Raw genomic sequence first — 21,199 nt, 5'->3', positions numbered from 1 at the left:
AAGGAGGCAATCCACAGATGTTAGGAAGCAGCGATACGGCGGTGAACGTGGGGGTGAATGCAGAAACTCACATTCGCTTGGCGAATGGCCTGGTGGCCATTGAGGTGGATTTGGAAAAAGGCGGTTACGCCTACGCAGGCAGCAGGGGATTCGCTCTGCAAGAAGTACGAAGCGGCTTTCGATGGCAGGGCCGGGAATACCATACGGGACATTACGACCGCCACTATATGATGGGACAGCCGGAGAAGATCCAAGATCCGTTCGGTACGGGAATCCATGCCGTGATTAAGCATGAATCCGATCTGCTCCCAGGCCTGGAACAGCATTTTTACGTCTATGAGGGAACTTCATCTTTCATCACACGGGTCGTCATTGTCGGCCAAGAGGAATTAAAGGTAAACCGCATCGCGGTGGTGAAAACCGATAGCGTATCGAACGGGACCGAGACGGTTCCGGGAGAATCGCTGCATGTGCTGCGCGTGCCGTATGACAATGACAAATGGGTGCGCTACCTGACGGAGACGGCCCCGCTGGAGACGGAAAGCTACGAAGTGACGGCCTTGTTCCAGCCGGATAGCCGCAATGGATTGATCCTGGGATCGATCAGTCATGACGTGTGGAAGACCGGCATTCGCGTGAAAGGGGAAACCGCTGGCAAGCTGGATGATCTGGAACTGTACGCTGGCGCGGCCGACATCATGACCCGAGATTCCCAGCCGCATGGCTACGTAAGAGGAACTCGCGTTGCATCGCCGCTGGTTATGGTAGGGGATTACGACGATTACCGGACAGGACTCGAAGCGTATGGGGAAGCGAATGCGAAGGTAGCGCCTGCTCTGAGCTGGGACGGCGGCGTCCCGATCGGCTGGAACAGCTGGTCGGCCGCCATGAGCACGCTGGATTACGATCTCTATGTGGCGACGAGCGATTTTCTGAAGCGGGAGGTTCAGCCGCAGGGCTTTCACAACGAGGATACCCTGTACATGAATTTCGATGCGTTCTGGGATCGCCTGACGCCTGCCGAGATGGAGGATGCCTTGAAAAGGGTCCGCGAGAACGGGCACAAACCCGGTACATACTGGACACCGTTTGCGTTTTGGGGAAGTCCGGCTGGGTTCGGCAGCCCCGTGGAGGGCACCGATGGGAAGTACACCTATGGCGATATCCTGCTTCGCGACCAGGATGGCGAGATTTTGCCGGATGTTGACGGCGGACTTGCGATTGATCCTACGCATCCCGGGAACCTGGCGCGAATCGATTGGTTCATGGATAAATTCGTCTACGAGGGATTTGAGTATATCAAGCTGGATTTCATGGCTCACGGGGCTCTGGAAGGCAAGCATTACGACCCGGATATTACGACGGGGATCGCTGCATACAATTACGGATTGTCGTATCTGACGGATAAACTCTCCCCGGAGCGGATCGGCAGACCGTTTTTCATCAACCTGTCGATTGCCCCGCTGTTCCCTTATTCCTATGCGCACAGCCGCAGAATTTCCTGCGATGTGTTCGGAACGATCAAGGATACGGAATATTTGCTGAACTCGCTGACGCACGGGTGGTGGATGAACGATACGCTGTACCGTTTTAACGATCCGGACCATGCCGTGATCTATAAAAGCTTCAACCAGGATTCGACGACCCGCCATGAAGGGCGAAGCCGTCTGACCGCGTCCGTGATCTCGGGAACGGTGCTGCTGCTGGGCGATGACTTCCGGCATGAGGAAGCGGCATGGCGCGCCAAGAACTGGCTGGGAAATGAGGCGATCATCGAGATTGCGAGACTGGGCAGAACCTTTGTGCCCGTAGAGGGGAATCTCGGGAAACAGGCTGCGGATACGTTTGTGCTGACCCATCCGAGCGAAGCGGGAACTACGTATATTGCCGTGTTTAACTTTGACGGGGCCGAGTCCGTGCTGAAGACGGTTTCCTTGGGACGCTGCGGCCTCGAGGCGCACGCATCTTATACGGTTCTGGATGTGTGGGAAGGAACGGCAGGTCAATCGGAAGGCACGCTTGTGGTCGAGCTGGCGCCAGCCGAATCGAAAATCCTGAAATTAATTCGAAATCAATAAAAGGAGGAGAGGTTCAGTGCGTATTCATCCGTTCAAATTCTTCCAAAAGCCATTCATGCTCTTCTTATCGATTCTGTTAGCGGTGTCTGGGCTAGGCAGCTCCTTGGCTTCGGCAGAACCGCAGCGGCCGAGTCAAACGGCCGGAGGCATCTTTTCCTACGAGGCCGAGGCATCTCAGAACACGTTTACCGGCAATGCAGGAGCGGTCGATTGCGGCTTCTGTTCAGGCGGGCAAAAAGCCGGCAATCTATACGGCGGCTCCACGCTGACGTTCAACGGGATTCAGGTCGATAAGGCCGGTATCTACAATATGAACATGTTCTACATCTCCGGGGATTCCCGCGCGGCTTCGATCTCCGTGAACGGAGCGGAGAAGGAGAATTTCAGTTTTCCGAAAACGGCGGATTGGAACACGATCGGCACCTATCAGATTCAAATTTACTTGAATCAGGGCAGCAACACGATTCTGTTTGATGACGCAGGCGGATACTCGCCCGATTTTGACAAAATTGAGCTGACCTTTGATTCAGCCGGCGAAAACGGATCAGGCCCGGATGGCAGCATTGGCGATTTAGGCAAGCAAAAGAAAGCCACGAGCTATGGCTCCATCACCTTAACCGAATATGCCAACGGCTTCAAGGTATCCAATCCGACGTATGAGCTGCTGTACAACACCTCGACCGGATTGTCGCAATACAATTGGAACGGCAAACCGGTTGCCAAGGGGTTATACAGCGAGATCCAGCTCGACCGGATGGTTGCAAGTACAGATTATAAACATCATAAATTCTATAAAAATCAAGTGGTCCCATTCCAGGATGCCACCGGCAAGGGCATCAAAGTGACGGTCGTGAATGAGGATGGGGGAATGCCATCGCTCAGCCAAATCTATTACGTCTATGAAGACGGGCCGTATCTGCTTACGGAAACGGTCGCTTCCCATCATTCCGCAATTTCTACGGGGAACATAGCACCCATCGCGATGGAAGCGAGAGGCGGCATCGACATCGGCAGCTATGACGATAACCGGGTCCTCGTCGTTCCGTTCGACAATGATGCTTGGTCCAGATACCAAGCGAAGTCGATGAATACCGGCCTCAACAACGGGCTGTATGTCAGCTCGGAGCTGACGGCCATCTATGACAATACGAGCCGGAACGGCCTCGTCATCGGATCGGTGACGCATGACACGTGGAAGACCGGCATCTATTGGAGCGGCTCGAATGACAAATTGAACAAACTGCGCGTATATGGCGGATTTACGTCATCCACCTCTACGTGGGACACGATCCCGCATGGAAAGGTAACGGGCAAGCAGATTGCTTCGCCGAAAATCATGGTCGGATTTTTCGAGGACTACCGGACCGGGCTGGAGGCGTTTGGCCAGGTGAATGCAGCGATCCAGCCTCCGTTAGCCTTTGGCGAGGATATTCCTGAAGGCGTTCCGGTCGGCTGGAACAGCTGGGGAGCGTATGCCAGCGATTTAAGCTTTGACAAGGCGGTTTCGGTCTCGAATTATGTTAAAGACCATATTCAGAACCATTCCTTCAACAATGAAGGCCATATCTACATCAATCTCGATTCCTATTGGGATAACATGACGGTTCAGCAGCTGACGGATCTGGTTCAGCTCATTCACAGCAATGGACAGAAGGCCGGCATCTATTATTCGCCGTTCGTGTACTGGGGCAACAATATGGAGCAGGAAGTCGAAGGGACGAACGGCAAATATAAATACGGCGATATCGTGCTGCGCGATATGGACGGCAACGTGCTGCCGACGCTGGATGGCGCTTATGCCGTGGATCCGACGCATCCGGGCGTGAAGCAGCGGATCGATTATTACATGAATAAGTTCAAGAGCAAGGGCTTTGAATATATCAAAATCGATTTTCTGAGCCATGGGGCAATGGAAGGCAAGCATTATGATGCCAACGTTCAAACCGGCATCCAGGCCTATAACCAAGGGATGGCTTACGTGAATGAAGTGCTGGACGGCTCCATGTTCATCAGCGCTTCCATCGCGCCGCTGTTCCCTAGCCAATATGCGCACAGCCGCCGCATCTCCTGCGATATCGACGGCAGCATCGGCAGCACGGAATACCAGCTGAACAATCTCACGTACGGCTGGTGGCAGAACGGAACGATCTACCATTATACCGATCCGGACTATATGCACTTAACCAAAGGCGGATCGATGGAAGGCGCGCAGTCGCGCGTCAATGCGGCCGCGATCTCCGGTACGGTCTTCCTGAATTCGGATGACGTCACGGATGCGACGGCACGGCAGTACATGGAAACGCTGCTGACCAACCCGGAAGTGAACGGGCTGGCGATGAAGGGCAAGGCGTTTCGGCCGGTAGAAGGCAACACGGGCACCCAGGCAGCAAACGTATTCGTGCTGGACGATCAGGGAACCCACTACGTAGCTGTGTTTAACTATACACAAAATGCGGCACAGCACACCGTGGATCTCGTTCGTGCCGGTATCGCTTCGGAAGGGGTGGCGTCCTATACGGTGACGGATGTTTGGAGCGGCCAATCTCAGACGGCGTCTGGCTCTTCGCTGGATGTGACGCTAAAAGCGGCCGAATCCAAGCTTTATAAAATCGTCCCTAATCCATAACAAGAAGTCATCGATTCATCATGTACATCTGCAAGTTCATCGCGGTTCCCGGCTTCATCCGGGGATCGCGATTTCTTGCTTTTGCTGTAAGGGTAGTGCTTGTCGCGATATTGGAAAATCATATGAAGAGGAGAAAACAACATGACAGATATGAAGCTTTGGTATACGAAACCGGCCCAGGGCTGGTCGCAAGGGCTGCCGATCGGCAATGGCCGAATGGGGAACGTGGTGGTATCCACTCCTGACAAAGAAATATGGAATATCACCGAAACCACCTATTGGTCCGGCCAGCCGGAGCCGGCTCAAGGGCGAAGCAACAGCAAAGCGGATTTGGAGCAGATGCGGAAGCACTTCTTCCAGGGCGATTTTCGCGAAGGCGATCGACTGGCTAAGAAGCTCCTGGAGCCGGAAAAATTGAATTTTGGCACCAATCTGGGACTATGCCAAGTCGTTCTGGAGTTTGATCACAACATGAAGTCACCCGAAGGCGGGAGACAAGATGCAGCAGCTGAGCCGCTGTTCCATCGGGAACTAGATCTGGAGGAGGCGGTGGCACGTTCTTTTTGCGAGATCGATGGAGCCGAGATGACGCGAGAGGTATTTGCTTCCCATGCCGATCAGGTCATCGTTTCGCGGAATCGCAGCAGCCATGGCTCGTTAGGCGTGTCATTCCGCATTTCGATTCGAGGGGAAAATGGTCCTTTTCATGCTGTCGCTACTAGTAAGGATACGATCGAATTCCAGGGACAGGCGTTGGAAGGCATACATAGCAATGGGGAGTGCGGGGTGTCCTGCCAAGGCCAGCTGCGCGTCGTAGCGGAAGGCGGGCAGTTGAGCTGCACGGATGACACCATAAGCGTATCCGGGGCGGATGAGGCGGCGATTTATTTTGCGGTGAATACGGATTACCGTCAAGAAGGTGAGAGCTGGCGTGAGAAAAGCGCGTTGCAGCTGGAGCAGGCTGTGCTGCTGGGATATGACGCGCTGAGAGCCAAGCATCTGGCGGATTATCAGCCGCTGTATGCCCGTGTACGATTGGAGCTGGGAAGCTCCGAGCATGCCAGTCTGCCTACGGACGAGCGGATCGGCAGGTTTAAGCAGGGCAAGGGGATGATCCGGCGTTGTTTGCGTTGTTTTATCAATACGGCCGGTACTTGACCATTAGCGGGTCACGACAAGACTCCATCCTGCCCATGCATTTGCAAGGCATATGGAATGACGGCGAAGCCAACAAAATGGCCTGGAGCTGTGACTATCACCTGGATGTGAACACCCAGATGAACTATTTTCCGACGGAGGCCGCGAACCTGAGCGAGAGCCATGAGCCGCTCATGCGGTATATCCAGCAGCTATCGGTGGCCGGTCGCTCGGCGGCGCGCCATTATTACGATGCCGAGGGCTGGGTGGCCCATGTATTCTCCAATGCTTGGGGATTTGCGTCACCGGGGTGGGGGACTTCCTGGGGGCTGAACGTGACGGGCGGATTATGGATCGCGACGCATATGATGGAGCACTACGCGTACAACCGCGATCAGGCTTTTCTGGAGGAGCTGGCTTATCCCGTCCTGAAGGAGGCCGCAGCCTTTTTCATGGATTATATGACGGTACATCCGAAATATGGCTGGCTGGTTACAGGTCCGTCGAATTCGCCGGAGAATAGCTTTTATACCGGCCATCCGGAGGATGGGCATCAGCAGCTGTCCATGGGCGCAACCATGGATCAGGTCCTGGTCCGGGATCTGCTGAAGTTCTGCGTGAAGGCGGCACAGACGCTGGGCGTGGATGAGGCGCTTCGGCAGCAGTGGCAGACGGCGCTGGATCAACTGCCTCAGCTGATGATCGGCAAGAAAGGGCAGCTGCAGGAATGGCTGGAAGACTATGAGGAGGCGCAGCCGGAGCATCGTCATCTGTCGCATCTGTTTGCCCTGTATCCCGGCAGCCAAATCACGCCGCATCGTACGCCGGAATTAGCTGCGGCAGCCCGAGTGACACTGGAGAACCGGAACAGCCGGGCGGACCTGGAAGATATCGAATTTACCGCGGCGCTGTTCGGACTCTTCTACGCCCGATTGCATGACGGAGACCAAGCCGTCCAGCATATTGCTCACCTCATCGGGGAGCTGTGCTTCGACAACATGCTCACCTACTCCAAACCCGGCGTAGCCGGAGCCGAGGCCAACATCTTTGTCATCGACGGCAACTTCGGCGGCACCGCCGCCATTGCGGAAATGCTGCTGCAGAGCCACGAAGGCGAGATTCATCTTCTGCCTGCACTGCCGGCCATGTGGCCGACAGGCAGCGTGAAAGGGCTGAAGGCGAAAGGGAATATCGAGGTGGATATGAGCTGGGAGAATGGGAAGCTGATTGAGGCAAGGGTGAAGGGGAATGAGAGTGGGAGTGTGCGGGTGTTTTATGGGGGGGAGGAGATGGAGGTAGGTCTTGAGAATAGGGGATGTGCAATGTGGGAGGAATGTGAGTAAAATTATGAATTAAATAGAAATCAATTGATATGAAAGTAGCGATAGACGAGTTGTAATTGGTATTTCAAGAGATGATAAATGATTTGTATTCTATGTATTATATTGAATCTATTAATCAGTTTGTGTGAATCTCAACGACCATGCAGATTCATCACACTCGCAAGGTATAGCCAGTTTTCATCGGTAGGGATATACGTAATATCTGTGAGCCATTCCTCACTTGGTTTACTGGTTTTCAAAGTTTTGATAAGTACGTTATCTACGACATGCAGATTGTGAGTGGAGTTCGTTGCCGCTTTAGATTTCTTGACTACTTTAGACCCGTATATCATTTGCCTTCCATGAGACGAGCTACTCGGGCCCAACTCCCTTTCTGGTCGATCGATAGATTCTTGTTATTTGCGGTGATCCATAGATCTTACGGTTATGATTAAGAAAGTGCGAATCGTTTCAAGGATTTTCAATACTCTATTTCTCTCTGTTCACTTGACAAGCATAGTAGCCCCTCTTGATCCAGAAGAGCCTAACACATCTTTGCAATCAACCATGTTTCTTCAGCCAAGGACTACCTGTTCCTTAAATGCGTTGTCGTATGTTTTCCTTTGCCCAATTGTAAATCTAATCGGGGAAGGTCAGATGACCGAAAATTGCAGTAGCATTTGGCTAAACGCGGCCGGTCCATTTTCGTGTCACATCCATCGTAGCCTGATAGAGCATTTTAAGCAGGACTTCGTCCGTTGGGGAAATGCTCTTTCTCTTCGTTATGTCGAGTTCCGAAATTTATGAATGATACACTGATACACTTCTGGATTTCTGTCGTAGGCTAGGCCGTAAACCGCTTGAGAGAACCCCATTAGATTGTCCACATAGATAATGTAGATGTCCTGAACTCCTCGGTTTAACAGGTAATTCAGCACACTGAATCAGAATTTAAAGGACTCGATCTCCCCAATCCGCATCCCTATGCGGAATAAATTAACTGTAAAAACCGTGACTTTTTACCAAAAAAAAGCGTTTTAATAATTGAGTATTTTGCAGTAATCTAAGCCCTTGCTACGCAAGGATTTTCAGGCATAAAAAAGGGACTTTACCCCAACTTGCAGAAGTTTTCAAGAGACCAATCCAGAAAACTCAAGAAGGGGTAAAGTCTCTTGTATATTCTCCAAGAAAGTCTGTTTTCCTTTGAGGAACTGCTAAAAATCGAGTCAAAAGATCGTTTGCCGATCTTTTTCAGTGTGCTGGACCTCCGTCCTTACGCGAAAGAACTGAGAAGTCGTTCACCCCGAGGAGCCGACGGGCATTGCAGAGAAGGCATTTTGCGCGCCCTTCTTGCTGCTCCTCTAGAACGTATCCAGACATTTACTGGTTTACATCATCGACTGAGTACCGATCTTAGGTTTCGCTATCAATGCGGACTTCCACTCGACCGCGAGGCTCCATCCATCGCTACATTAAGCAGAGTCTTTGCCGAGCTGACGAAGAAAGAGCTGGCCAAACAGTTGTTCGAAGACTTGGTCAATCGCTGCAAGCAAGACGGCATCATCGACGGAAATCATGTTGCGATCGACAGTGCCTCGATTCACGCTTACGAAAAGAAGCAGCCTAAGCGAAAAAGCGAGCAAACGGGCAATGCGAACTGGGGAGCGAAGTTCGACTCCTTCGGTAATAAAGTGACTTGGTTCGGCTATAAGCTCCACTTGGCGGTGGATACGAAAAGCGAACTTCCACTTGCGCTCGAAGTCACGCCAGCGCATGTGAATGATGGAGAAATGGCGCCGAGCCTGATTGAGAAGGTTGCTGTCGATAAACGCACGAGATTCTTCATGCTTGATGCGGGCTATGACCAAATGAAAGTGTACGAAGCGGCTCGAAAGGTGAACGCTCAAGCCATTATTCCTCTCAATCCTCGGGGAGAAAAAGAACCGCCCGCTGGCATGACGACAAACGGAACACCCTGCTGTACGATGGGGTTCGCGATGACTTACTGGGGCGCCGACGGCGATTACTTGAAGTTTCGTTGTCCGCATGCCACAGGCAAAGTAGATTGCCCGTTAGGCATGGCCACTTGCTCAGCGTCCAACTATGGCATGGTCGTCAAAGTCGATACGAAGGACGATCTAAGGCGATATAGTAATCCGCATCGCGATACCAAGCGCTGGAAAGAGCTTTACAATGAACGAACCAGCGTGGAACGGTGCAATTCTCGAATGAAAACGTATTTGTCCGCGGATAGCCTGCATGTCTGGGGCGTTCAAAAAGTCACTACGCAGCAGTATTTGAACGCCATCGTCCTACTCGTATCTGCGCTCTCAACTGCTTCGAGAAGAAAGCAAGCCGCCGCTTAAAAAGTTCAAACTTCAAAAATTCTGGAGGTCTGTCCTTTTTCAGAAAACGCGTGATTTAGAGACGAGACAATGTCTGTTCTTCCTATGATTTATCCAAATTCGGAATTATGCAAAATGCTCAATTAAGAAAGCATAATTTTAGTAATTCATTTATTCTGAATTAGGAATAGGATCCAAGAAATTTGATGACTGATTTTATGGTTAACTTGGAGGTGGTTTTATAACAACAAGATTCTCAGCAATAGCACATGGTTAGAGTTTTGCGTACGTGTTGCCTAGCGGTGAACATCCGAATATTTGGTATTACCTCCAACATACACTATTCAGATTATTCTTTTAAATGCGTACCATTCTTCTCCGCTAACTTTCGAACTATTAGCAGAGTCATCAATCTGTTGAGAATTGATGTTTTGAAGGTATTATGTGGGTGTTTATTTTGCAGATCCAACAGAGGTAATTGGTTTATGTTTGGTATAGAGGTAACATATATGTAATAAAAATGAATTTTATTACATTAATTTCATTTTTATTGCATAATATATTCTAAAACTAGTTAGGAGGGATACAATGAAGTATCCAAAATTAATCATGTTAGTTATTGCTCTAATCATCTTAGCAACAGGTTGTAGTTCAAACTCTAATAAAACTGGGAGCAGCGACTGGACATATAATTTTGTTGTGTGGGAAGGTAATATGTATACATTCGACGACAAAATGATCATTGAAGATATAGAAGAACAAATAGGGGAAGTAGAAGAATATTCTGATAATGAAGCAAATATCTTTTCTTCTAACACCTTCTCTAATATATATGTCACAGGAACAAAGCTTTATAAAATCAAGAATATTTCTACCGATGAAGCAATTGCAGTTCAAATTAATAATAAATATTTAAAAGGTAAAAACATCGGAGAATACGGATCATAATGTATCCCTAATATATGAATATATTTAAATTTGAAATAATATACAAAAAAGAATTTACTTACCATATTATTTGCTATATTATGTAAGTTGATTACACAAATATATTTTGGAGGTAGTATTAATGATCAGAAAAAGTTTAGTTTTATTATCTTCACTCTTTTTTTTGTCGGTATTATTTGTTGCTCCTTCCCCCACACAGGCATGGAATCCATTAGGAGGGAAATATGGTGTCAATACAATAGGTTATACATACCAAGGAACTTCTTCTACCTATAGTTTGGCCACTGCCACTGGGATTAGTGCATGGAATAACGCAGGAGTAGATGTTAGTTTTGTTACACGTACTCCAGGGGAAAAAAACACTATTATTTTTTATAATGCTAGCTATGGTAAGAACATAGGATGGAATGCTCGTTGCGCTAACAAACCTGTTCACACATCTGGTATCTACACTCAATCTATAATTGATTTTAATAGTAGTACCATGGATGATATGACTAACTCTCAAAGGCAAGGAGTTTCTGCACACGAAATTGGACATGCTCTTGGGTTAGATCATGTCTCAGATATTTACCAAGTTATGTGTACGTGGGGTGGAGGAAGAGTGGCCACTGCTCCAGGTAGCGATGATAGAGCAGGTGTCAACTCACTTTATTAATTTTCGAAAGGATGATTTTCATGAATAATTTAATAAGGAAAAAAGCATTTATTGTAACGTTAGTGTCATCCATTGTTATTATTGTAGGACTGAGCCTGACATTTTTAAATACAAGTGCCTCAAATAGTAACGACAAGGTGATTATGCATTTTGACCTTACCGAAAGTTTTGATTCTCCTGAAAGCTTAAAAGAAAGTGCATCGTTAATAGCTAGTATCAAAGTGAATTCAGTAAATAGTTTTGAATACGAGAATGTGGTGTTCACACAATCAGATGCTTTAATACTAAACACGTTCAAAGGTGATTTACCGAGTGATTCAAAAATTAAAATTCTTGAAACAGGTGGGGTTGGAAATGATGGATTATATTACTCTGTAGAGGGTAATAATGTATTTTCTGAAAATGAGGAAGCAATTGTCTACTTAGAAAAGTATGATGGGCCCATAGCAGAAAATGCGTATGTTATAAAAGGTGTATATGAAGGTAAGTTCTTAATAAAGGACAATAAACTGATTCCACCTTTTGAATCTTCTGAAGAACTTCAACAAGTAAGATCAATTGATGATTTAAAAATAACTGAATGATTTAAAATAAGCCCTGTTACCTTTTATTTGGTAATAGGGCTTATTTTAAATCTTCAAGGGTTTAATAGTTCGTGATGAAGTTAAAATATTGGAGAGCAATTTATTCAACTACGAGATAATTGGAAAAATTAGCGTGTTTGGAGTTCTGCAAAAAGTACCGAATCCTATTTTTCATGGTACAATATACCAATGATGCTTAAGGCTCCTTTTGTCAGATATTCATTTCTTCAGTATGACGCTTTAATCTTAAATAAATCTAGACGCTAAAACTTGATGATTTGCAGGAAATGAGCATTATTCGCATACGGTTGTTGCACATATTTCTAGAGATGGACACCATTAGATTCATCCAGATATATTACAAAATCGTTCTATTACTGTTAGAGAAGCCGCTAGAATTCAGTCGTTTCCAGATAATTATTTCTTTGAAGGGCCAAGGACTTCAAATTATATCCAAATTGGCAATGCGGTTCCTCCATTGATGGCTGAGAAATTAGCAACTAGGTTTAAAGGGAGGATCGAAATAATTGATTGAATTGTGAAAAGGCAACCATTTATGAGTTGCCTTTTCACATTTTCTGATCTTGTTAAAATTTCAATAATTTTCGTACTATCCAAGAACAATCACTAGATTATACAAGTTTTATTGTTGGAATGAATGCATATTAACATAATAATATGTTGATCATCATAAACAAGTTTACTTGAAGTTTCGAAATTATTGAATAGTACTCTTCTTATAAGAATTTTTGCGCATTTATTTTGAGTATTTTGCAGTAATCTAAGCCCTTGCTACGCAAGGATTTTCAGGCATAAAAAAGGGACTTTACCCCAACTTGCAGAAGTTTTCAAGAGACCAATCCAGAAAACTCAAGAAGGGGTAAAGTCTCTTGTATATTCTCCAAGAAAGTCTGTTTTCCTTTGAGGAACTGCTAAAAATCGAGTCAAAAGATCGTTTGCCGATCTTTTTCAGTGTGCTGGACCTCCGTCCTTACGCGAAAGAACTGAGAAGTCGTTCACCCCGAGGAGCCGACGGGCATTGCAGAGAAGGCATTTTGCGCGCCCTTCTTGCTGCTCCTCTAGAACGTATCCAGACATTTACTGGTTTACATCATCGACTGAGTACCGATCTTAGGTTTCGCTATCAATGCGGACTTCCACTCGACCGCGAGGCTCCATCCATCGCTACATTAAGCAGAGTCTTTGCCGAGCTGACGAAGAAAGAGCTGGCCAAACAGTTGTTCGAAGACTTGGTCAATCGCTGCAAGCAAGACGGCATCATCGACGGAAATCATGTTGCGATCGACAGTGCCTCGATTCACGCTTACGAAAAGAAGCAGCCTAAGCGAAAAAGCGAGCAAACGGGCAATGCGAACTGGGGAGCGAAGTTCGACTCCTTCGGTAATAAAGTGACTTGGTTCGGCTATAAGCTCCACTTGGCGGTGGATACGAAAAGCGAACTTCCACTTGCGCTCGAAGTCACGCCAGCGCATGTGAATGATGGAGAAATGGCGCCGAGCCTGATTGAGAAGGTTGCTGTCGATAAACGCACGAGATTCTTCATGCTTGATGCGGGCTATGACCAAATGAAAGTGTACGAAGCGGCTCGAAAGGTGAACGCTCAAGCCATTATTCCTCTCAATCCTCGGGGAGAAAAAGAACCGCCCGCTGGCATGACGACAAACGGAACACCCTGCTGTACGATGGGGTTCGCGATGACTTACTGGGGCGCCGACGGCGATTACTTGAAGTTTCGTTGTCCGCATGCCACAGGCAAAGTAGATTGCCCGTTAGGCATGGCCACTTGCTCAGCGTCCAACTATGGCATGGTCGTCAAAGTCGATACGAAGGACGATCTAAGGCGATATAGTAATCCGCATCGCGATACCAAGCGCTGGAAAGAGCTTTACAATGAACGAACCAGCGTGGAACGGTGCAATTCTCGAATGAAAACGTATTTGTCCGCGGATAGCCTGCATGTCTGGGGCGTTCAAAAAGTCACTACGCAGCAGTATTTGAACGCCATCGTCCTACTCGTATCTGCGCTCTCAACTGCTTCGAGAAGAAAGCAAGCCGCCGCTTAAAAAGTTCAAACTTCAAAAATTCTGGAGGTCTGTCCTTTTTCAGAAAACGCGTGATTTAGAGACGAGACAATGTCTGTTCTTCCTATGATTTATCCAAATTCGGAATTATGCAAAATGCTCATTTTATATAATGTTTTTTATATACTCACTTGTAACAACGAGAATAAGTAACAGTTCCTCCGGACGCCTAAGCAAAACAGCCCTTACCGCAGAGGCGGTGAGGGCTTTACATTTCCCCACAAATCTCTAACTCTTTATAGCCCCCATCATAATCCCCTTCACAAAATACCTTTGCACAAAAGGATACACCATAATGATCGGCAGCGTGGCAACCATGGTCACCGCCATCCGGATGCTCTCGCTGGAGACCGGGATCCGCTTGGAGCCCTGCGCCAGCTGCTGGGCATCGGACATCATGCCGGCGGTCTGGAACTGGTTGAGGATTTTGACCAGAACCGCCTGCAGGGTCTTGAGCTCCGGCTTGTAGGTATACACATAGGAGTCATACCAGGAGTTCCAGTGACCGATGGCCAGGAACAGGCCGATCGTGGCGAGCACCGGCACGCACAGCGGCATGATGATGCGGAAGAACGTCTGCAGGTCGTTGGCGCCGTCGATTTTGGAGGATTCCTCGATCTCGCCGGGGATCTGCTCCATGAAGGTGCGCACCAGAATCATCAGGAACACGCCGATTAAGCCAGGGAAGATGTAGACCCAGAAGGAGTCGATTAGCCCCAGGGATTTGATGATCATATACGTTGGGATGAGCCCGCCGCCGAAATACATCGTGAACACAAAGAAGAAGGAGAAGTATTTCCACCCGAGCAGATTGCGCTTGCTGAGCGGATAGGCGAGCAGCGTGATGAAGAAGATGGATACTGCCGTCCCGACGACGGTCCGCAGCACGGTGATCTTGATGGCGCTCCAGATCTCCGGATTCCGGAAGATGGTCAAGTAGCTCTCGATGGTTGGCACGCGCGGCCAGAAGTACAGGTTGCCCCGCATCGTATCGGTTGCATCGTTCAAGGAGATGACCAGAATGTTCCAGAACGGATAGAAGGTCACGAGAAAGATGCCGGTCAGGAACAGGTATAAAGAGGCATCGAAGATACGCTCGGGCACGGTTTTTTTGCTTAACATGGATGAACCTCCTTATGGATTAGAATAGGGACTGCCCGTTCAGCTTCTTCGCCGTATAGTTGACGATAACCACGATGATGAACGCGACCACGGAGCTGAACATGCCGACGGCTGCCGCATAGGAGAACATGCCGTTTTGGATACCATAGCGGAACGAATAGGTGGACAGGACGTCGGAGTAATCCCGCGTCAGGTCATTGCCGAGCAGGAAGTGCTGGTCGAAGCCCGCGTTCAGGATGCCGCCAAGCGCCAGAATCAGCAAAATGACAATCGTTGGCTTCAGGTGGGGCAGGGTGATGTACCGGATCTGCTTAAAACGGTTGGCGCCGTCGACCTTGGCCGCTTCATAGAGCTCCTGGTTGATGGACGAGATGGCCGCCAAATACATGATCGAGCTGTAGCCCATATCCTTCCACGTATTGCCAAGCGCAACGATCCACCAGAAATACTTGCCGTTCTGCAGGAATAAAACGCTTTCATCGGTGATGTGTAGGAATTTCAATATGCCGTTAATCGCGCCGTCCGAGGAGAGCAGGGTCACGATGATGTTGGCCGCGATCACCCAGGATATGAAATAGGGAAGATAGGAGGCGGTTTGCACCGTCTTTTTGAACTTCACGTTCTTGATCTCATTAATCGCGATGGCGATCAGGATCGGCATCGGGAAGGAGAAGAGCAGCGTGATCAGCGTGGAAGCCAGCGTATTTCGCATGACGATCCAGAAGTCGCCGTTGTTGAAGAAGTAACGGAACCATTCCAGGCCGACGAACTCGCTCGTGAACAGGGTCGACCAGAAGCCGCCGAGCGTCGGCTGGTAATTGACGAAGGACATGTATAGGCCAACCATGGGCGTATACGCAAACACAATGGCCCAGATCAATCCGGGCAGCATCATCAGGAATAGATACTTCTGCTGCTTCAGCATGGCCCAGCGGCTTTTTCGATGAGGACTCAAGTTCAAGTCACTCCGCGTCTGTAAGGTTGTAGCAGGTTTCATATGGGGCACCTCGCATCTCAAGTTAACTCAAATTATAAGACTCGGAAAAAATGAGTGTCGATATGACAATGTAACGAAAGATGCTTGAAAATGACTTACATCGCGAATTCCCATAGTTAAAATAACGAAATCGCTATAATATTAAGGGATAAAGCCGACACAGGGGGTATGAGCATGTATAGCATTTTTCTCGTAGATGACGAAGAGCTGGAGCTTGAGATGATCCGAGATTATATTCGTTGGGAAGAGATGGGGATATATGTAGCCGGAACAGCCCTGAACGGCAGGGATGCCCTGGAGAAGATCGAGGTGATTCAGCCCGATATCGTACTGACGGACGTCCAGATGCCCGTCATGAACGGGCTTGATATGGCGAAACGGGTGAGTGAGTTATTCGACTGGATTCAGTTCGTCTTCCTGACCGGACACGATGAATTCAATTATGTGAAGTCGGCCTTAAACGTGGGAGCCGTCGGCTATTTATTGAAGCCGCTGGATCTGAGCGAAATTGTAAGCGTTATCGATAAAGTCAAGCGGCGCTGCGAGGAAGTGCGGATGAAGAACCGCTCCATTCGCGTGACCAAATCCAATATTGTACGAGAGATGATATTCGAGCAGAACGAGGAGCGACTCCGAAACCTCGCTGCCAGCTACCATAAGCTGTCCCGCCATACGGAGCCGAGAACGTATACCCTTACGCTGCTCGGCATCGATGCTCCGCACGCTGCACAGCCGGGACCGTCCCTCGAGGATGGCATGGCGCGCCTGCAGACGTTTATGGAGGAGTGGCTTGCGGACAAGAAACTCGAGGCGGATCTGGTCGTCTGCCGGGAAGGCGAACTGGGCATCTTCATGGATGCCGCCAGCCATCTGAGCCGCTTTACGTGGGAGGATCTGCTGAAGCAGATGCAGAATACGCTGGGCTTTACGATGACTGCAGCCGTGAACGAGGAGCCGGAGGAGCTGTCCCGCATCCAGGATATATACCGGGAGACGCGGCAGATGCTGGAGGAGATGTTTTACGTCGGCAACGGGAGAGTCATCTATGCGAAGGACGTGCTGCGGCAGCTGGAGAGCCGGCAAATTCCTCCTTTCCAAGAAACGGTCTATTTCGAGGATATTCATCAGCTGGCGTCCGAGCAGGCCGCGCAGAAGCTGCGGGATTACTTCAACCGGCTGGTCATGCTGCGAATCCGAAAAACCGAAGTGTGCGACTTTGCCATCGGACTGGTGGAGTCTCTGCTGGAGGGGATCCACGAACCGATCACGGAGAGCCACAAACGGGCGGAACTTTACCATGCCATCTATCAGTGCCGAACCATTATCGAAATCGAAGCAATCATCATGGATTTTGCCGGGCATGCGATTCGGACGCTGGAACACCGGTTCATGGACAAAAATGCAAGGCTGGTGCATCAGGTGCGCACGACGATCGACCAGACCTATCACCAGGCCATCACGATCAACAGCTTGTCCGATCAGGTGTATCTGTCTCCCAACTACCTGCGTTCCATCTTTAAGGAGAAAACCGGCATGACGATCCATGATTACCTAACGAGAATCCGGCTGAACAAAGCCAAGGAGCTGCTGGCCGACGATTCGCTCAAAGTGCAGGACATCGCCCAAAGGGTCGGTTATGAGAGCACATCCTACTTCATTTCCTTATTCTTAAAAAGCCAAGGAGTTACGCCGAATGAATACCGCAAAAACATCTAGCCCGTCCGGCCCGTGGAGCCGGCTGGCAGGGGCTTTCCCGTTCGCGCACTTACGCGCATACACCAATTGGCGGCTCCGGCACAAGTTCTTTTTCATCTTTCTGATCGTGATCATCCTTCCGTTCTCGCTGCTGATCTATTATTCGTATTCTTCGACCCGCAGCACGATTACGGAGCATACCTATACGGCCTTGGGCGGATCGCTGGCACAGATTAACACCAACGTGGAGAAGCGGCTGGAGTATTACAATCAGCTGTCGAACATCCTCTACATGGATGCGCAGCTCCGCAATTATCTGTCTACCGATTATGAGCAGGCGTACTATTATCTGGACGCCTTCCAATATATCAACCGGACGCTGCCGTCCCTGATGACCCTGAATGCCAACATTCTGGGCATCACGATTTATACGGGGAACCATACCCTCTATTCCGACGGCCAATACGTCAAATATACGGAAGAGCTGCCCGGGGCGATGGAGGAGCAGGTGCTGGATGCCGCCGGCAATACGGTGTACTTCCATTCCGGGAATTTCAAGGCCGATGATGCACATATCACCATTGCCCGTTCGTTAAGTTATTTCAGCCTGCAGCATCCGTACGGGATATTGACCATGGACATTAACGCGAACGAATTCTACTCCCTGATCAAAATGGAGAACGACAACAAAAGCGTCTATATTATCGACGAGTTTGGCGGCGTGATCAGCACGGGGGATCAGAACCTCCAATCGAACCAACTGTTCGACGTGTTTCCGATTCAGGAGCGGATGACCCAAGATGCGGGCTCATTCGATATGAAGATTAACGGCCAGGAGCGCTTTTTCACGTATAAAAAGCTCAGCAACGGCTGGTCCACGGTCATCACCGTGCCCTACGACGAGCTGCTGGCCAATGCGAATCAGGCGACCAGGAACGTCATCTGGTTCTCCGTGCTGGCGATTGGCATTGCCATCCTGCTGCTTTATTTTACGACGAAGGTCATGACCAAGCGCATCGAGGTGCTGCTCCAGCAGATCCGGAAGGTGGAGCGCGGGGATTTTCGGCTGTCGATTAAGCCGATGGGGCATGACGAGATCGGCCAGGTGTCCTTTGCGTTCAATAAGATGGCCTCGACGATACAGTCCCTGATCCATGACGTATACGTGAAGGAAATCGCAAGGAAGGAGTCGGAGCTGAATACGCTCCAGGCCCAGATCAACCCCCATTTTCTATACAACACCTTGTCCTCGATCTCTTCCCTGGCGATCAAAGAAGGGGCTATGCAGGTGTACCAGATGGTCAATTATTTGGCCAAGTATTACCGAGTTTCGCTGAATAAAGGAAAGCGCATCATTCTGCTGGAGCAGGAAATCAATCTGGTGAAGAATTATGTCGCGATCCAGAAGATCCGGTTCCGGGACAAGCTTCATATGCATTACGACCTGGATGAGCAGCTGTTCGGGAACACAACGATCAAGCTGATTCTGCAGCCGTTCATCGAGAACTGCATCAATCATGCCATTGGGGACGAATCGGGAATCAACATTAACGTGAAGCTCAGACAGGAGGGAGACGACATCTTGCTCCAGGTCATCGACGACGGCATCGGAATGACCCCCGAACAGCTCGATCGCGCGCTGAGCAAATCGGATAATCTGTCTGGATATGGCGTGAAAAACGTGAATGACCGGATCAAACTGACCTACGGAGAGGAATATGGCGTCAGCATCTTCAGCCGGCTCGGCATCGGAACCGCGGTGACCATTCGGATACCTGTAATCTCCGATAGGCATCCTGCAAACGAACGGGACCCGCAGCAGGCGTTACCCTGAATGAAAGACATTTTGCATCATGGATTGTAAGATTGCGTTATAGATCAATGAACTCCCGATTTTTACAATGATAGATATATTCGAGCACATGAATATGACGACCTTAGAAAGGGGTTCAGGGAATGAAGAAATTAAAATTGATGCTGGCAGCAGCGCTCGTTATGACAACGCTTTCGGCTTGCGGCGGCAACCAGAAGACGGCATCGGGCGGAGACAGCGGTACGAATGCGGACAGCAGCGCGCCGATCACGTTAACCTGGTTTGACCAAAACACGGGGGATGCCTTTACCAATCCGGTCGCTAAAGTGATTACGGAAAAAACAGGCGTGACCGTCGAGATCCAGCAGCCTACGGGCAATCCGGTCGAGAAGCTGAATCTGATGTTGGCCAGCGGCGATCTTCCGGACGTTATTTTGATGAGTCGTGGAAGCGATATCATGAACAAGTATATTACCTCGGGCGCGGTGATCCCGCTGAATGACCTGATTGAAGAGCACGGACCGAATATCCAAAAAATGTACGGCGACACGCTCGCCAAAACGCGAAGCGAGGACGGCAACAATTATTATTTCTCCAACTGGTACGGCTTGGAGCAGTACCCGGTATTCGGCTTCATGATGCGCATGGACATCATGAAGGAGCTGGGCGTCGGCGATAAGGTGAACAACGGCGAGCCGTTTACCGCGGAGGAATTCGAAGAGCTGCTGGTTAAGTTCAAGGAGAAATATCCAACCATCGACGGAAAAGAAAGCATTCCGATGACGCTCAACGGCGAGAATGTCGGAGCGGTGACCGGCAGCTTCAAGGGCATGTACGGCATGATGCCGTATTATGAAACGAACGGAGAGCTGAAGAAGGACGTCCGCGATCCGCGCTATCTCGAAATGGTCAAATTTCTGAATTCCCTTTACCGCAAAGGCCTGCTCGATAAAGAATGGGCAACGATGAAGACCAAGCAGTTCGAGCAGAAGCTCGGCAACGGCAACGTGTTTGCCACGGCGGAAGCGCTCTGGAATGTAGGCAATGCGAATGCGCTGCTCAAAACCGAAGCAGCCGATAAGGCCACGGAGGAAGAGCGTCAGTTCTACCAATATAAAGTGCTGGCTCCGGGCGTGAAGCCGGAAGAGGCCACTTACGGTCCGAAGAGCTCCCTGGGCTGGGACGGCGTCGCCATCAGCCGCTCCAACAAGGATCCGGTCCGGACGATGAAGCTGCTGGATTTCCTGGCCAGCGAGGAAGGCCAGTATCTGCTGATGTGGGGAGTAGAGGGTGAGCATTGGGACATGAAGGACGGCAAGCATGTGCCAAGACAAGAAGTGCTGGACGCTTTCAAGAAGAATTGGGACGAAGCTTCCCGTACGACGGGCATTCGCAAGTGGACCTGGATGATCAAGAATGGTCCCGGCGAGGACGGAACCCCGTATGACCTGATGGGCCGTTACCAGACCGATCCGGTCACGGATCTGGCGATCAAGAACCTGGCCGATACGTCGTTTGATACGGCGCCGTACGATAACCTGGGTCCGGCTGGCGGAACGCCGGAAGCCATTATGGAAACGAAGGTGAACGACACCATCAATAAATATTTCCTGAAGATGGCCCTGTCGCCGTCCGAGGACCAAGTGGTGGAATCCTATAACCAGATGATGGCCGAGATCGAGGCGGCCGGCCTGGCCAAGCTGGAAAAGATTTATACGGACAACTTCAACAAACGTCAAGAGCTGTGGGGCAAATAATCTGGCTAAAGGGAG

15 protein-coding genes and 1 pseudogene are annotated in these 21,199 nt (G+C 49.6%); 13 read left to right on the top strand and 3 right to left on the bottom strand.

Going from position 1 to position 21,199, the window contains the following annotated elements; translation table 11 throughout:
• Positions 1 to 17: 17 nt before the first annotated feature.
• From AC3RCL_RS21815 to AC3RCL_RS21800, 4 genes are all read left to right on the top strand, one after another.
• The gene (locus AC3RCL_RS21815; protein WP_492531919.1) at positions 18 to 2,078 is read left to right on the top strand and encodes an alpha-galactosidase; all 2,061 of its coding nucleotides are present in this window, start codon (positions 18 to 20) and stop codon (positions 2,076 to 2,078) included.
• A 16-nt stretch (positions 2,079 to 2,094) separates the two neighbouring features.
• Positions 2,095 to 4,704, top strand: coding sequence for a carbohydrate-binding protein (locus tag AC3RCL_RS21810; protein ID WP_492531917.1), 2,610 nt, complete (start codon positions 2,095 to 2,097; stop codon positions 4,702 to 4,704).
• 141 nt (positions 4,705 to 4,845) lie between these two features.
• Positions 4,846 to 5,862, top strand: a complete 1,017-nt coding sequence (locus AC3RCL_RS21805) for a glycoside hydrolase family 95 protein (RefSeq protein ID WP_492531915.1) — start codon at positions 4,846 to 4,848, stop codon at positions 5,860 to 5,862.
• Positions 5,826 to 7,184: a glycosyl hydrolase family 95 catalytic domain-containing protein gene (locus tag AC3RCL_RS21800; protein WP_492531913.1), complete on the top strand. Its 1,359-nt coding sequence runs from the start codon at positions 5,826 to 5,828 to the stop codon at positions 7,182 to 7,184. The genes AC3RCL_RS21805 and AC3RCL_RS21800 overlap by 37 nt, the downstream gene beginning before the upstream one ends.
• A gap of 632 nt (positions 7,185 to 7,816) precedes the next feature.
• On the opposite strand, the pseudogene AC3RCL_RS21795 reads toward AC3RCL_RS21800, so the two are convergent.
• A pseudogene (locus AC3RCL_RS21795) lies at positions 7,817 to 8,149 on the bottom strand (transposase); the annotation flags it as partial.
• Between the two features lie 186 nt (positions 8,150 to 8,335).
• On the opposite strand from AC3RCL_RS21795, the gene AC3RCL_RS21790 reads away from it, so the two are divergent.
• From AC3RCL_RS21790 to AC3RCL_RS21765, 6 genes are all read left to right on the top strand, one after another.
• Positions 8,336 to 9,529 (top strand): transposase, encoded by a 1,194-nt coding sequence (locus tag AC3RCL_RS21790; RefSeq protein WP_028407136.1) that lies wholly within the window; start codon positions 8,336 to 8,338, stop codon positions 9,527 to 9,529.
• A gap of 567 nt (positions 9,530 to 10,096) precedes the next feature.
• Positions 10,097 to 10,456, top strand: a complete 360-nt coding sequence (locus AC3RCL_RS21785; RefSeq protein WP_492531910.1) for a hypothetical protein — start codon at positions 10,097 to 10,099, stop codon at positions 10,454 to 10,456.
• A gap of 121 nt (positions 10,457 to 10,577) precedes the next feature.
• Positions 10,578 to 11,114, top strand: a complete 537-nt coding sequence (locus AC3RCL_RS21780; RefSeq protein ID WP_492531908.1) for a matrixin family metalloprotease — start codon at positions 10,578 to 10,580, stop codon at positions 11,112 to 11,114.
• Positions 11,115 to 11,134: 20 nt separating this feature from the next.
• The gene (locus AC3RCL_RS21775; RefSeq protein ID WP_492531906.1) at positions 11,135 to 11,698 is read left to right on the top strand and encodes a hypothetical protein; all 564 of its coding nucleotides are present in this window, start codon (positions 11,135 to 11,137) and stop codon (positions 11,696 to 11,698) included.
• A 343-nt stretch (positions 11,699 to 12,041) separates the two neighbouring features.
• Positions 12,042 to 12,233 carry a DNA cytosine methyltransferase gene (locus AC3RCL_RS21770; RefSeq protein WP_492536430.1) on the top strand — a complete coding sequence of 64 codons (192 nt, stop codon included), beginning with the start codon at positions 12,042 to 12,044 and terminating at the stop codon, positions 12,231 to 12,233.
• 355 nt (positions 12,234 to 12,588) lie between these two features.
• Positions 12,589 to 13,782, top strand: a complete 1,194-nt coding sequence (locus AC3RCL_RS21765) for a transposase (protein ID WP_028407136.1) — start codon at positions 12,589 to 12,591, stop codon at positions 13,780 to 13,782.
• A gap of 246 nt (positions 13,783 to 14,028) precedes the next feature.
• On the opposite strand, the gene AC3RCL_RS21760 is transcribed toward AC3RCL_RS21765, so the two are convergent.
• Both AC3RCL_RS21760 and AC3RCL_RS21755 read right to left on the bottom strand, forming a co-directional pair.
• The gene (locus AC3RCL_RS21760; protein WP_213579266.1) at positions 14,029 to 14,922 is read right to left on the bottom strand and encodes a carbohydrate ABC transporter permease; all 894 of its coding nucleotides are present in this window, start codon (positions 14,920 to 14,922) and stop codon (positions 14,029 to 14,031) included.
• A 19-nt stretch (positions 14,923 to 14,941) separates the two neighbouring features.
• Positions 14,942 to 15,919, bottom strand: coding sequence for an ABC transporter permease (locus AC3RCL_RS21755; protein WP_076325175.1), 978 nt, complete (start codon positions 15,917 to 15,919; stop codon positions 14,942 to 14,944).
• A gap of 174 nt (positions 15,920 to 16,093) precedes the next feature.
• On the opposite strand from AC3RCL_RS21755, the gene AC3RCL_RS21750 reads away from it, so the two are divergent.
• The 3 genes from AC3RCL_RS21750 to AC3RCL_RS21740 all read left to right on the top strand — a co-directional run bounded on the left by AC3RCL_RS21750 (position 16,094) and on the right by AC3RCL_RS21740 (position 21,184).
• On the top strand, positions 16,094 to 17,635 hold the full coding sequence (locus AC3RCL_RS21750) for a response regulator (RefSeq protein ID WP_492531903.1): 1,542 nt from the start codon (positions 16,094 to 16,096) through the stop codon (positions 17,633 to 17,635).
• On the top strand, positions 17,613 to 19,448 hold the full coding sequence (locus AC3RCL_RS21745) for a cache domain-containing sensor histidine kinase (RefSeq protein WP_492531901.1): 1,836 nt from the start codon (positions 17,613 to 17,615) through the stop codon (positions 19,446 to 19,448). The genes AC3RCL_RS21750 and AC3RCL_RS21745 overlap by 23 nt, the downstream gene beginning before the upstream one ends.
• A 122-nt stretch (positions 19,449 to 19,570) precedes the next feature.
• A complete protein-coding gene (locus tag AC3RCL_RS21740; protein WP_492531899.1) occupies positions 19,571 to 21,184 on the top strand; it encodes an ABC transporter substrate-binding protein in 1,614 nt (537 codons plus the stop codon).
• The last annotated feature ends 15 nt before the right edge of the window (positions 21,185 to 21,199 follow it).

The sequence above is a fragment of the Paenibacillus sp. MT86 genome, from assembly GCF_058792535.1.
The sequence above is the reverse complement of the archived record's forward strand: the minus strand, read 5'-3'. Positions and strand labels throughout refer to the sequence as shown.

Coding starts and splice junctions, on each gene's coding strand:
- AC3RCL_RS21750 (WP_492531903.1), top strand. CDS start 16,094: ATGTATAGCATTTTTCTCGTAGATGACGAAGAGCTGGAGCTTGAGATG.
- AC3RCL_RS21815 (WP_492531919.1), top strand. CDS start 18: ATGTTAGGAAGCAGCGATACGGCGGTGAACGTGGGGGTGAATGCAGAA.
- AC3RCL_RS21745 (WP_492531901.1), top strand. CDS start 17,613: ATGAATACCGCAAAAACATCTAGCCCGTCCGGCCCGTGGAGCCGGCTG.
- AC3RCL_RS21780 (WP_492531908.1), top strand. CDS start 10,578: ATGATCAGAAAAAGTTTAGTTTTATTATCTTCACTCTTTTTTTTGTCG.
- AC3RCL_RS21775 (WP_492531906.1), top strand. CDS start 11,135: ATGAATAATTTAATAAGGAAAAAAGCATTTATTGTAACGTTAGTGTCA.
- AC3RCL_RS21740 (WP_492531899.1), top strand. CDS start 19,571: ATGAAGAAATTAAAATTGATGCTGGCAGCAGCGCTCGTTATGACAACG.
- AC3RCL_RS21805 (WP_492531915.1), top strand. CDS start 4,846: ATGACAGATATGAAGCTTTGGTATACGAAACCGGCCCAGGGCTGGTCG.
- AC3RCL_RS21760 (WP_213579266.1), bottom strand. CDS start 14,922: ATGTTAAGCAAAAAAACCGTGCCCGAGCGTATCTTCGATGCCTCTTTA.
- AC3RCL_RS21785 (WP_492531910.1), top strand. CDS start 10,097: ATGAAGTATCCAAAATTAATCATGTTAGTTATTGCTCTAATCATCTTA.
- AC3RCL_RS21755 (WP_076325175.1), bottom strand. CDS start 15,919: ATGAAACCTGCTACAACCTTACAGACGCGGAGTGACTTGAACTTGAGT.